This window comes from Brevibacillus sp. (assembly GCF_003521185.1).
Lineage (GTDB): Bacteria > Bacillota > Bacilli > Brevibacillales > Brevibacillaceae > Brevibacillus > Brevibacillus parabrevis.
On the sequence record NZ_DOTK01000077.1, the window covers coordinates 39,927 to 52,774 of the forward strand.

Genomic DNA, 12,848 nt, shown 5'->3' on the forward strand with positions numbered 1-12,848 from the left:
GAAAACGGCTTTCGAGCAAGCAAAATGAGGGGTAAGGCCCCCCCACCCCTCTATTTTGCTGTTGACCCGTGAGTGTCTTATTTTTGCGTTACTTTGCCTTCTGCATCACGTTCTACTTTCATATCTGTGATTGGCAGGAAGCCCAGTTCAGTAATAGTTTTCTTTTGTACTTCTTCAGACAGGATGAACTCCAGGAAAGCTTTTGCGTTGCCAGTTGGCTCGCCTTTTGTATACATGTGCTCATATGCCCACACTGGGTATTTGTTCGATGCAATGTTTTCTGCGTTTGCTTCTACACCGTCGAGTTTCAATGCTTTTACGGAGTCATTGAAGTAGGACAGAGCCAGGTAGCCGATTGCGCCAGGAGTTTCCGCGATGATTTTGCGAACGGTACCCGAGGAATCCTCTGTGATGCCTTCTGCTTCTTCTTTTCCGTCCAGTGCGAATTTGCTGAATGTTGCACGGGTTCCGGAAGACTTTGGACGGTTTACCAGCGTGATCTTCATATCGTCGCCGCCAACATCTTTCCAGTTGGTGATTTTGCCAGTGAAGATGTCGATCAGTTGTTGCTTGGTCAGGTTGTCTACTTTTACTTTCGGGCTAACCGCTGCTGCCATACCAACAACTGCTACTCTATGGTCAACCAGTTCGTTTGCCGGAATGCCTTTTTTCTCTTCTGCGAAGATGTCGGAGTTACCGATTGTTGCTGCGCCGCTTGCTACTTGGCTCAGACCTGTACCGCTTCCTCCGCCTTGAACTTGAATTTGCACACCTTGATTTTTTGCCATAAAGTCTTTGGCCGTTTGCTCGACCAGAGGCTGCAAAGCGGTAGAACCAACTGCAGTGATCGGTTCACCCGATGTAGTTGTTGTCGAACCAGAGTTGTTTTGTTCCGGAGCCGGAGTAGCTGGTTGCTGCGCCGGTTGTTGCGCTGGTTGCTGTGGTGCTGGAGCCGCATTGTTGCTTCCACAACCTGCGAGCAATGCTCCTACAAATGTCAGCGCCATTAACATTTTGCTGAGTTTTTTCATTGGATGAAAATCCTCCTTAAAAGGTTCGGTTTGTTTTTTTCTCTCTTACAAGTACAAACTATACAGGTCGAATGTTGTAGGATTGTGATGCCATTGTTAAGCTTTTTTAAAGATGGTCGGGCAAATGTATAAAAGGCGGCACATCCTGTTCAATCAGGTTGTGCCGCCTTTCGCTTGCGGTTAACTATTTATTTGTCGCGGGTCAAAGGCTGCGATATATCGACATGCCCCATCAACGATTCCGTTTTCTTGCCGTCTTCCAGGATGACGATTTGTTTTACTTCCGGGAATTGAAAAAAGGTTTCTTTCAGCGAGTCCACTGCCATTCCTTCGCCGCTGGAACCGAGGTTGTACTGGTTTTTGCTATCCGCATCAATCGTCAACGTGCCGTCAGCAAACGTCAACGAATGGTACTGGAAGTCTTTCCAGAGCGGAAAGTGAGCATCTGCCTTCACTGGCTTCCCAAGCAGCGCGAGTGTTTTCTTGTACTTCTCGATGTCTTCTGCAAACGAGATTTCCTGTTCTTCTTTTTGCAGTTCCATCAGATCGCTGTCGGAGTAGTAGACGGTCACGAGCTGTTTTTTCAGTGTCGGCTCTGTAGTCGATGGGTCTGTTTTATTGCCGGATGGCTGTTCAACAGGTGTTGTCGGCTGCGGTGCAGGCGTTGCATTTTGTCCGCAACCAGCCAGAAGCAACACAGCAAAAGCTGCCACCCCGATCATCAGACTTTTTTTCATCGTGAAAGCCTCCCTTACTGATAAGACTGATAGTATTCACGAATAGCCGCAGCAAGGGCTTTCGCGATTTTGTCCTGAAATTCCGATGAGGTAAGCAACGCATTCTCTTGCGGGTTGGACAGGAAGCCTGTCTCTGTCAGGACAGCCGGCATTTTGGTGTTTTTGATGACGTAAAAGCCGCTTGCCTTGACGCCCCGATCCGGGAACTGCGTAGCACCTTGCAAATACTTGTGAACGACTTGCGCAAATGTTTTGCTGTTTGCATTGTAATAGAACGTTTCCGTTCCGCCTGTCGTCGGTTTCGGGAATGCGTTGGCGTGGATGGACAGGAACAAATCCGCATCCATCTCGTTGGCAATCGCCACCCGCTCTGACAGCTCATAGAATACATCTGTCGTACGCACCGGAACTACCTGAAACTCCGGATATTGTTTCAACAAGGCTATTAGCTTGTTTGCGACAGCCAGATTGTAATCTTTTTCGTGGTTGCCTGCCACGCCCAACGTTCCAGGGTCTTTTCCCCCATGACCAGCATCGACTACGATGAGGTAGCCTGTCTTTTTAGGTTTTGGGGTAAGCTTCACTTCGATACCGTCTTTCGTATACGCCAGATTATACGCGCTCTTCTGGTTCAACTCAATGACGACGCGAACCGTCTCGGGAGAAGCACTGTACTGGCTGTAGCGAAGGCTGGCGATGAGCGGCTCTTCCTCCGGCACACTCGCGGCTGCCTGCTGCTCATCGTTATAAGAATCGGAGTCTTCTGCACTCTGTTCGTCCTCGTCATCTGCGGAAGCAGCCTGCTGGCGATCCTCAGATGCTCCCGTGCTCGCTGCTTGTTCCTTTTGCTTCAACTCTTCCACCAAATCATCTGTCAAAGCCGTTTGGGGAAGATCCAGCACAATGCGATGGGGGCCTGTCAGTACAAAAGCGTTCGCCTGTACAGGCAGCTTCATATTAATATGTACGCGATCCCCATCTTGCTCAACACCTGTCAGATGATTAAGTCTTTCAATCTCGACCAAGTTCTTTTTCTGGTTCCAGTCAATCGACCCGCCCAGTTCGTCTTCCACTTGCTTCAACGGGAGAACCAGCTGGCTGTCGATCGTCATGCCGCGCTCTGGGCGACTCCAGGCAAAGCCTTTTTGCCCGACTTGTTCTGCCACTGCATCGGCAGCCACATACATCGTGTCAGACACCTGGTACAGCTTGATCGCTTTTTCAGGAGCGCGTCCGTTCAATGTCACTTGCGGCGTCTCATTGGCAATGACGGTACGGGAACTGCTGTCCCAACCTACTGTGATTCCAAGCGATTCCCCGACAAATCGCAAAGGCAGCAGCATGCGTTTCTGGGAAATGACAGGGGCTGTATCCAACTTGACCTGTTTTCCGTTCAGTTGCGCTGTACGCGAGTCCAGCGTGAGGGAAAGCTGCTGAGATCCCTTCGTAATAACAGCTGTCCGGGTCGCTTCATTCCAGGCGACATCTGCGCCCAGACCTTCTGCGATGACACGGACAGGAACCAATGTCCGCCCGCTTTTGATCAATGGCGGTACATCCGGGGTAACTGCTTGTCCACCAATCATTAAGCTGACGGTCTCCTCAGTTGCACTACTTGCCGCAGCCGCCCAACCGGGGATAAGCAGCAGGACCAGCAGCAGCGCCAGAAGCAGAGGGTAAAATCGTCTTTTCATCCTGACCTCCTCCGTGATGTCTGATTTGTTATGTGGCGTTAGCCCATTGTGCAACGTTCACCATTCTATTAGACGCTAGTGAATCTGTAAAGTTTATAGTCTTTTCGTACCAAAAAGACAAAAGACTGCTCTTTTTTGACAAAGAGGCAGTCTTTTGAGAGAGAATCGTGTCTGATCCTGCTTGTTCTATCGAAGGAAGCGCGACAAGCCGCGCCTTTCTCTTCTGCTTACTTCCTGAACGGGTCCCTGCCCTTTCAGCATATTCAAGCCCCCGCTGGCAATAAACTGCTGAATCATGGACATGACAGCCGGATTTGACAGGACTTTGATTGAATCCGCTACTTTCGGGTTCTTCAGTTGGGGAATAGCCCCGCTCAAGTGCGGCAATAACGGCAGCAAATCTTCAATCGAGATCGCAGGCTTCGGTTTCTCCGGGGCGGACTGTACAGGAACCGGACGCTGGCGTCCACCGAACAAGATGCTGCGCCGCGGTCCCAGACTGGGCGTAGCCTTCAGTCTTCCAAGCGTGTCCTTCATATCCTGCAACTCTTGCTTCATCTGGTTCATCTCGCGCATCACCTGGGCATTGCTCACATCATGCGCATCAGCCAGCCTGTGCATCGTCTCTAACAGTTGGCCCTGGGAGACGGCCTGCTTCTTTTTCCTTCGGGTCTTGGCAGCGATAATCCCACCTCCCTCCTAGATAAGCCCCCCTTTATTTAAAGCGCTTTTTCAGGTTGTCGATGTCTTTGGAATTAACGCCTTTTTTGGACAGCTTATTCAGCAGGCTCCCGACGTTTTCGGTCTTGGACATTTGCCGAAACTGCGCCACATATCCGTTCAGTTCCTTGTCTGAGAAGTTTTTGCCCGCTTTTTTGCCCAAATCGCGAATGACCTCTTTCAAGCCTGCGTCCGTTTTCAGCTTGTCTTTGGGAATTGACCTTACAATGCTGAGCAATTTGCCAATATCCACAGCGATCCCCCCTGGTTGCAGTTTGTTCCTTTTTACTCTATGTAGCCAGGAGCACAATGGATTGGTCATTTGTCCATGCGTTGGAAAAAAAGAAAGAAGGGCATCCGCAGATTAAGGCTTGATATCTGCGTATTTGAAGTCGATCATTCCCAAGCCGTCCATAACCACTCCATCGACCTTTTTGCTTTGCAGCCAATTTTGTGAATAATAATAGATCGGCATGATCGGCATTTCGTCCATGAGGATTTGCTCGGCCTTGGCGAGAATCGCTTTGCGTTTTTGCGGGTCCTGCTCTTTTGCCGACTGGTTCAGCAGTTCTTTATACTGCGGATTTTCCCAACCAGTGTCATTGTTCCCGCCGTCTTTGTCCTTGAACATCTCCAAAAAGTTGATCGGATCGTTGAAGTCGGCGAGCCAGCCAAAGCGGGATATTTGATATTTGCTTTGGTGGACATCTTCCAGAAATTTTTTCCATTCGGTGTTTTCCAACTTCACCTCTACGCCAAGATTGTTTTTCCATTGATATTGGATCACTTCTGCAATTTTTTTATGACTTTGGGATGTGTTGTAGGAAATGGTGATGGGAGGGAGTTTGCTGATTCCTGCTTCTTTCATTCCTTCTTGGAGAAGCTGTTTCGCTGTTTCTATGTCATTGTCTTTGAAGTAACCCTCAGCTTTAAGCCCCATGCTCGACGGCACATAACCTGTGGCGGGAAGGACATTCATCCACATTGCTTCTATCAACCCCTGCCGATCCAGCGCATAAGCAAAAGCTTTACGGATTTTGACATTATTAAAAGGAGCTTGCTTGGTGTTGAAGCGATAAAAATAAGTGCCTGCTATCGCTTGAGTGTTAAGTATCGGAGGTGATCCCAAATCCAACTCGAGATCAAGTGGGATTTGGGACAAAGGAGCTCCTGCCCAATCTAGATCTCCGTTGCGAAACATCGTCAGCTCTACCAGTTCGTCTTCTATCATGGAAAAATGAATCTTGTCCAATTTTACGTTCCCTTTATCCCAGTAGTTCTGGTTTTTCGCCAGAATCATCTGGTGCTGGGGCTTCCAAGTCTCGATTTGAAAAGGGCCGTTCCCTACAATCGTTTTGGGGTCAAGCGCCCATCGTGCGTTTGCTTCCACTACTTTTTTATTTACGGGGTAATAGGTGTAGAAAGTTGTCAGTTCCGTGAAGAACGGGGCTGGAGCGGTTAGCTCCACGGCCAAGGTTGTCGCATCTATGGCTTTGACTCCTACTTCCTCCGCTTTTCCGTTACCTTGATTGTAAGCTTCCGCGCCTTTCAAATAGTATAGCTGGTAAGCATAATTCGATGCTGTCTCAGGGTTCAGCGCGCGTTTCCAAGCATATTCGAAGTCATGAGCAGTTACCGGATCGCCATTGCTCCACTTAGATGGACGGATTTTAAATGTATAGGTTTTGCCGTCAGCAGAAATGGTATAACTCTCCGCTGCTGCTTCATGAATTTTTCCATCTTCGCCTACACGGGTCAATCCCTCGAAAATTGCCCTGGTTACTGCTCCTGACGTTGAATCTTCCGCGATCCCCGGGTCCACAGTCGGCGGGTTCGAGTTCATATTCATCCTGAGCACCTTCGGCTCCGCCGCTTGTCCGGCATCCGCATACCCTGCCAAGCTTCCCCCAACAATCAGCATTGCGCTTGTAACTGCTACTACGCTTTTTTTCACGATCAAAACTCCTTATTTTTTTATATGGACTTCTACCATCAGTATACAAGCGAGAGGGATTTTTTGGGTGATTTTTCTAATAAAAGGATTGCGCCATGCTCGCCGACTGCTTGCCGCAAAAAAAAGAAGAGAAGCGTTAAAAACGCCTCTCTTCCTTATATCAGTTGCATCTCTTCAATGATTACTTGATGTCAGCGTATTTGTAATCAACAGCACCCAGACCGTCGATGATTACGCCGTCAACCTTGTCGTTTTTAACCCAAGATTGAGTGTAGTAGTAGATTGGCATGATTGGCATTTCATCCATCAGGATTTGCTCAGCTTCTGCCAAGATTGCTTTACGTTTTTCTGGATCTTGTTCCAGAGCGGATTGGTTCAGCAGCTCTTTGTACTTCGGATTTTCCCAACGAGTATCGTTGTTTCCGCCGTCTTTTTCTTTGAACATTTCCAGGAAGTTGATTGGATCGTTGAAGTCACCCAGCCAACCAGCGCGAGCTACTTGGTATTTACCTTGGTGTACATCATCCAGGTATACTTTCCACTCTTTGTTTTCGAGTTTCACGTCTACGCCGAGGTTTTTCTTCCATTGGTCTTGAATCGCTTCTGCGATCTTTTTGTGACCTTCGGAAGTGTTGTAGGAAAGTGTCAGGGTTGGCAGTTTGCTGATGCCTGCTTCCTTCATACCTTCTTCCAGCAATTTTTTCGCTGCATCGAGGTCTTTGTCCTTGAAGTAGCCGTCTTTGTTCAGAGCCATGCTCGGTGGCACATAGCCTGTTGCTGGCAATTGACCAGCTTGCAGGATGTTGTCGATCAGGCTTTGACGATCGATCGCGTAAGCAAACGCTTTACGGATTTTCACGTTGTTGAAAGGTGCTTTTTCTGTGTTGAAACGGTAGAAATAAGTACCTGCGATCGGTTGAGTTGTCATTTTTCCGGAATCTTTCAGAGCCGGAATTGCGTCTGTTGGCAATGCGGAAGTTGGAGCACCTGCCCAATCCAGTTCGCCATTTTCATACATGGACAGCTCAGTGTTCTCATCTTCTACCATGGAGAACTCGATTTTGTCCAGTTTTACGTTGTCTTTATCCCAGTAGTTGTCGTTTTTCACAACAACCAGTTTGCTCTTATGTTCCCAAGTTTCCATTTTGAATGGACCGTTACCAACGATTGTTTTCGCGTCAGTAGCCCATTTGTCGTTGCCTTCAACTGTTTTTTGGTGAACTGGGAAGTATGTTTTGAACGCTACCAGTTCCAGGAAGAATGGAGTTGGGTTAGTCAGTTCAACTTCCAGTGTTTTGTCATCAATTGCTTTTACGCCTACATCTTCTACTTTACCAGTACCTTTGTTGAAGGCTTCAGCACCCTTCACATAGTACAGTTGGTAAGCGTAGTTGGAAGCTGTTTTCGGATCGAGCGCGCGTTTCCAAGCAAATTCGAAGTCTTTTGCGGATACGGCATCGCCGTTGCTCCATTTAGCATCGCGGATTTTGAATGTATATTTTTTACCGTCTGGAGAAATTTCAATTTTTTCAGCTGCTGCTTCATGTACTTTGTTATCTTTACCTACACGAGTCAAACCTTCAAAAGTAGCTGTGATGATCGTGCTGGAAGTTGTATCTTCCGCAATACCAGGGTCAGCTGTTGGCGGCTCGGAGTGCAGGTTCAATTTCAGTACTTTTGGTCCAGCTGCTGGAGCAGGAGTTTCCGTTTTGTTACCTGCTGCTGCATTATTATCTGCTGGCGCTGCTTGGTTACCGCCACCGCATCCTGCAAGTGCCGCACCAAGAACGAGGATAGAACTCATTGCTACGAAAACATTCTTTTTCATACAAGTAATCCCCCTTTTCTAAATCTTTTATCAATATACATGGTTTTATATTATTTTTAAATATGTTTTAGAATGATTTAATAAATTTTTATTTATTTATAAAGATGTTTAATCTTTTATAAAAAATAATTTATTGGAAAAATATAATAGCAAATGCTCGACGTCTTTATTCTCCTCTGGAAAACGTTGATTTGGCGCGGTTTTGTCGCACTTCTTCTCGCAACACTCTTGGCAATCCTGCCCAAAATGGCTTATTGATGCGTGTCGCTCTCAAACTCATTTTTTATTTGGAATTTTACAAATATTTATTCTTCTCATTGCCCTCTATTCTGTTTTCTTTATGGATGAATAAACTCGACAAGCTTTGACGGCGATTTCCCTCCGCATTCAACAAAAAAAGAGGAGCTGATCGCTCCTCTTTCATTCTTTGCTATTATTGAATGTCTGCCCATTTCCAGTCTACGAAGCCCAGACCGTCCAGAACAACACCTTTTACCTTGTCGCTCTTCACGTAGGAATGAGTGTAGTAGTAGATTGGCGCAGCTGGCATTTCGTCCATGAACAATGCTTCTGCTTCTGCCAAGATTTGTTTGCGCTTCTCAGGGTCTTTTTCAACCGCAGATTTGTTCAGCAGCTCTTGATACTTCGGACTTTCCCAGTTGGTATCGTTGTTGCTGCCTTTTTTCAGCTTGAACAGATCCAGGAATGTGTACGGATCGTTGTAGTCGCCAGTCCAGCTGGAACGAGCGATTTGGAATTTACCTTGGTGCAGGTCATCCAGGAATACTTTCCACTCTTTGTTCTCCAGCTTCACTTCTACGCCAAGAGCTTTTTTCCATTGGTCCTGGATTGCTTCGGCAATTTTCTTGTGACCTTCGGATGTATTATAGGAAAGAGTCAGAGTTGGCAGCTTGGTGATGCCTTCCTCTTTCATACCTTCTTCCAGCAATTTTTTCGCTGTTTCTACATCGTTATCTTTGAAGTACGGGCTAGATGCTACTGCCATCGTTGGAGGCACCAGACCCATTGCCGGTTCTTGGTTTGCTTGTGTTACGTTGTCGATGATTGTTTGACGGTCGATCGCATAAGCGAACGCTTTACGGATTTTCGCATTGTTGAACGGCGGTTTCTCTGTATTGAATTTGTACAGGTACGTGCCCGCAATCGCATGCGTTTGCATTTTTCCGGAGTCTTTCAGAGCCGGAATCGCGTCTGTTGGCAGTGCGGAAGTTGGAGCACCTGCCCAATCCAGATCGCCGTTGTCAAACATGGACAGCTCCGTGTTTTCATCCTCAACCATGGAGAAATCGATCTTGTCCAGTTTTACAGCATCTTTATCCCAGTAGTTCTCGTTTTTCGCGAGAATCAGCTTGCTTTTGTGCTCCCAAGTATCGATCTTGAACGGACCGTTACCTACGTGAGTTTTCGCGTCGCCTGCCCAGTTTTGCGTTCCTTCAACCACTTTTTGGTTCACTGGGAAGTACGTGTAGAAAGCTGTCAGCTCCAGGAAGAACGGAGTCGGGTTTTTCAAAGTAACAACAAGTGTTTTGTCGTCACTTGCTTTTACGCCCACGTCTTCAGCTTTCGCTTTGCCTGTGTTGTACTCTTCCGCGTTTTTCAGGTAGTACAGTTGGTAAGCGTAGGTAGAACCGAGTTTCGGATCGAGCGCTCGCTTCCAAGCGTATTCAAAGTCTTTTGCTGTAACAGCATCGCCGTTGCTCCATTTGCTGTCACGCAGGTGGAATGTATAAGTAAGTCCATCTTCAGAAACGTCAATTTTTTCCGCTATGGATTCATGTGGTTTGCCATCTTCACCAATACGAGTCAAACCGTCAAAGGTCGCACGCAAAACAGCACCGGAAGTGGAATCCTCAGCCAAGCCAGGGTCAGCCGTTGGTGGCTCACTCTTCATGTTCATGCGCAGAACTTTTGGACCGCTTGTTTTTTCACTATTAGCAGAATTTCCTTGCTCTGCTGCTTTCTCGCCGCCGCCACAGCCAGCCAGCGCCGCACTCAGAACCAGGATGGAACTCATCGCTGCGAATACGCTTTTTTTCATTGGTGTTGACCCCCTTTTGTATGTGTAACACTCATGGAAAAGCTACTTCAACAAATATACTGCATTTTTAGTAATATTGAAGACATTTTAAGCAAGTTTAATTATGTTTTATTCAAAGATCAAATTGTATTAACGGAAATAAATTCACATTCTTCATTAAATGAAGTATGCCTCGCGACGGAAAAACTATGCGAACCGCGGAATTTTCGCCATTCTTCCCATGCAAAAACAAAGAAGCCTTCCCGTCTTGGCAAACGACGCCGGGAAGGCTTTCTTCAAAATTATAAACTTTGGATTTGTCGATATTGTTGTGGAGATACTCCGACAATGGAACGGAAGTCCCGGATGAAATGCGAGTGGTCGTAATAGCCAAGCGCTATGGACATCTCCAACCAGTCGCTCACTACTCCCTGATCAATCAGTTGCGCCGCTTCGTGCAGCCGATACCGCTGAATCACTGATTTCGGGCTGACGCCAACATAACGGTCAAACAGTCGCTGCATCGTCCGCAACGTCATGTCGGACAGTCGAACAGCATCCTCTACCTTCAGCACATTCCGATCCGCCTGAATCCTTGTGACCAGCTGAGAAATTTTTTCTACATTCGGATCTTGCTGGGGCAGCCGTTCAATCAGAAACTGCTCGAATCGGTCAACCATTGCCTGATCGTCCGGCAACTGGAGTATTTCTGCTTCCAGTGCGGCCGTGTCCACCTGGAACACTTCTTCTATAGTAGTAGATGTACCGTATAGCTCCGAAACAGGTTTTTGCCAAAACGGAAAGAATCCCCCTGGCTTGAATTTTACACCGAATACATGACCTTGACCCGCAAGCATATGGGAGGACGTGGACGGAGCGACTCCGAAAATTCCCGATGCCCCCTGTTCAAAAACGAGATTGACGTTGGGGTGGGCCAACACTGTTTGCGAATAAGGAGCTTGTCCGCGCAAATCCCATCTGACTACCCAATAGTGCTGAACAAAGTATCCGATTTCCTTGCTTGGCTCATACCGTTGCAGCGAAAACTTTTTGCCGCCGAGCACGGCATGCAGCACGCCTTTTGGCAGAAGTGACCGCCAGAGCTACCAACTCACAGGGCGGTCACTTCTTTTTTGGGGTCAAGGCAATGACGATTGTGACGACGAGACTCAGCGAAGTGACAATAAATCCACCAAACTGAATCAAAAAGGTCAGTGTTTCGTGCGTAATTGCCATATTCTCACCTCCCCCTGTTTGCGACATGGGAAGATGAGCAGACCACCCTGAGAGAAGCCGTGTCATGTACTTGTCCAATATTTTACTATGCTTCCGATCAGACTGTCCATTTAAAGTAATTGATAAAATCGCTTGGAGGCGGGAACGAACATGAAAACCAGAGAGATAACCCTGGGAGTCACGAACAATGTGCGTCTGGTTGTTTACATCGAACGAGTAGGGAAAGCCGATCTCGTCGCTATTCCAGAATTAGAGTGGGAGTACAATCATTCCAGACGAGGAAGGCGCGAACAGCTCAGCAGAGCTTGAAGCGCTGGATGGAAAGGCTACGCAAATCGCTGGAACGTCCGCTGGTTTACGGTGACGCGGAGGGACTCACAGACAAGATCATAGAGTGGATTACAGAGCTTCCTGAGCGTCCTGAATAGGATGTTGGTTGGGTCCCCTTCAAACTATTATACCATTTTCGCCCAAAATTTTGGTAATTTTTAGGTCTTATGGACAGTTCCATCCATAAGGGATTGCGATATTATATTACTAGATTGGAAAAATATTTAATAAGGGAGTTGTAATTCTTGAAACACTTTAAAAAGACTATTTTTACTTTGCTCACTCTTTCGTTAGCAGGAGGTACATCAGCGTTTGCTGATTCAGTTGAGCATACCCTTTCTGGTATTGCTGGAACCTCTACTACTTACCATAGTACGGTGAGTGACAGCAGCTATGCTGCAGATTACAGCTACATGCATAGTGATAAAATTTATGAATACGGATCTAATAAGATTAAATTTGAAAGGGCAGAAGCTTATGCTGGTTCCTCCAGTCCATCTGGTTCTGAATTTTATAACTACCAAGTCGTTGATGTTTATGGAAACGGAGCAGGCACAAAGACTCAATATCTTGGAAAGTCAGTAGCATCTGGTTTTACCTTGACAACAGGCGTAACTCTTTATTCTACCCCTACAAAAGCAGCTATGACTCGTGCTCTAGTATGTGCAGACCCTAGTGGATGTGCTGGAGGGCAAAATAATTATGTGTATGATACGTGGATCTATAAAGCCCCCTCAACTCTATCCAAATCAAAATCTTCCTCGGACGAATCTCAGACATATGAAGTAATAGAAGAACATACAAAAGCAAAAAAAGTGAATATGAAAGAAGTCAAAAAAAGCATAAACTATGCTGAACCTCAATATGTCCCAGAGTTTATGACCGTTAGCGATGATGTAATAATGATTGAGCCACCATCAGTCATCGAAGATGAAAAATTAAAAGATAAACTTAACCAATGGGAAATTAGATATAAAAGTACAGTTGATGACTCGTTTATTAATTTGATGATTACCAAAGGTGGTAATGGAATATTGGGAGAAAGCGAAGAAATCGAAATCAACGGTAGAAAAGGTGAAATTCAGGAAAGTGATGAGTACATTACCTTGTCCTGGAAAGCCAATAAAGTTAGTTACTGGATGGTAGCTAAAACTACTGACAAATTAACAAAAGAAGAGGTATTGAAGTTTGCTGAATCTATTAATTAAATTTAAGAAGCCCCTTATAGGGGCTTCTTAAATTTAATACTGTTGGTTATGAGAGCGTAAAAAGTTTTGTGT

12 protein-coding genes are annotated in these 12,848 nt (G+C 46.4%); 2 read left to right on the top strand and 10 right to left on the bottom strand.

The annotated features are described in order from the left end of the window. Positions 1-77: 77 nt before the first annotated feature. The 10 genes from DEP07_RS22625 to DEP07_RS22670 form a co-directional block, all read right to left on the bottom strand. Entirely contained in the window at positions 78-1,031 is a 954-nt protein-coding gene (locus tag DEP07_RS22625) for a phosphate ABC transporter substrate-binding protein (protein ID WP_173598098.1), read from the bottom strand. 188 nt (positions 1,032-1,219) lie between these two features. Continuing rightward, on the bottom strand, positions 1,220-1,768 hold the full coding sequence (locus DEP07_RS22630; protein WP_280649130.1) for a GerMN domain-containing protein: 549 nt from the start codon (positions 1,766-1,768) through the stop codon (positions 1,220-1,222). 14 nt (positions 1,769-1,782) lie between these two features. Beyond that, the gene (locus DEP07_RS22635) at positions 1,783-3,462 is read right to left on the bottom strand and encodes an N-acetylmuramoyl-L-alanine amidase (protein WP_242772914.1); all 1,680 of its coding nucleotides are present in this window, start codon (positions 3,460-3,462) and stop codon (positions 1,783-1,785) included. Positions 3,463-3,648: 186 nt separating this feature from the next. Then, positions 3,649-4,029, bottom strand: coding sequence for a hypothetical protein (locus tag DEP07_RS22640; protein WP_229049802.1), 381 nt, complete (start codon positions 4,027-4,029; stop codon positions 3,649-3,651). Positions 4,030-4,177: 148 nt separating this feature from the next. Then, entirely contained in the window at positions 4,178-4,435 is a 258-nt protein-coding gene (locus DEP07_RS22645; protein ID WP_063229439.1) for a hypothetical protein, read from the bottom strand. Positions 4,436-4,546: 111 nt separating this feature from the next. Continuing rightward, positions 4,547-6,136, bottom strand: coding sequence for a peptide ABC transporter substrate-binding protein (locus tag DEP07_RS22650; protein ID WP_274874785.1), 1,590 nt, complete (start codon positions 6,134-6,136; stop codon positions 4,547-4,549). Positions 6,137-6,317: 181 nt separating this feature from the next. After that, complete coding sequence (locus DEP07_RS22655) at positions 6,318-7,964, bottom strand: peptide ABC transporter substrate-binding protein (RefSeq protein WP_122966594.1); 1,647 nt, start codon at positions 7,962-7,964, stop codon at positions 6,318-6,320. Positions 7,965-8,397: 433 nt separating this feature from the next. Further along, positions 8,398-10,023, bottom strand: a complete 1,626-nt coding sequence (locus tag DEP07_RS22660; protein WP_287103037.1) for a peptide ABC transporter substrate-binding protein — start codon at positions 10,021-10,023, stop codon at positions 8,398-8,400. Between the two features lie 281 nt (positions 10,024-10,304). Next, on the bottom strand, positions 10,305-11,066 hold the full coding sequence (locus DEP07_RS22665; RefSeq protein WP_287103038.1) for a helix-turn-helix transcriptional regulator: 762 nt from the start codon (positions 11,064-11,066) through the stop codon (positions 10,305-10,307). Positions 11,067-11,124: 58 nt separating this feature from the next. Further along, positions 11,125-11,238 (bottom strand): putative holin-like toxin, encoded by a 114-nt coding sequence (locus DEP07_RS22670; RefSeq protein ID WP_242772921.1) that lies wholly within the window; start codon positions 11,236-11,238, stop codon positions 11,125-11,127. A gap of 150 nt (positions 11,239-11,388) precedes the next feature. Between DEP07_RS22670 and DEP07_RS22675 the strand changes: the two genes are divergently transcribed. Next, a complete protein-coding gene (locus tag DEP07_RS22675; protein WP_242772923.1) occupies positions 11,389-11,547 on the top strand; it encodes a hypothetical protein in 159 nt (52 codons plus the stop codon). Positions 11,548-11,813: 266 nt separating this feature from the next. Beyond that, on the top strand, positions 11,814-12,776 hold the full coding sequence (locus DEP07_RS22680; protein WP_242772925.1) for a DUF4367 domain-containing protein: 963 nt from the start codon (positions 11,814-11,816) through the stop codon (positions 12,774-12,776). Positions 12,777-12,848 lie beyond the last annotated feature (72 nt).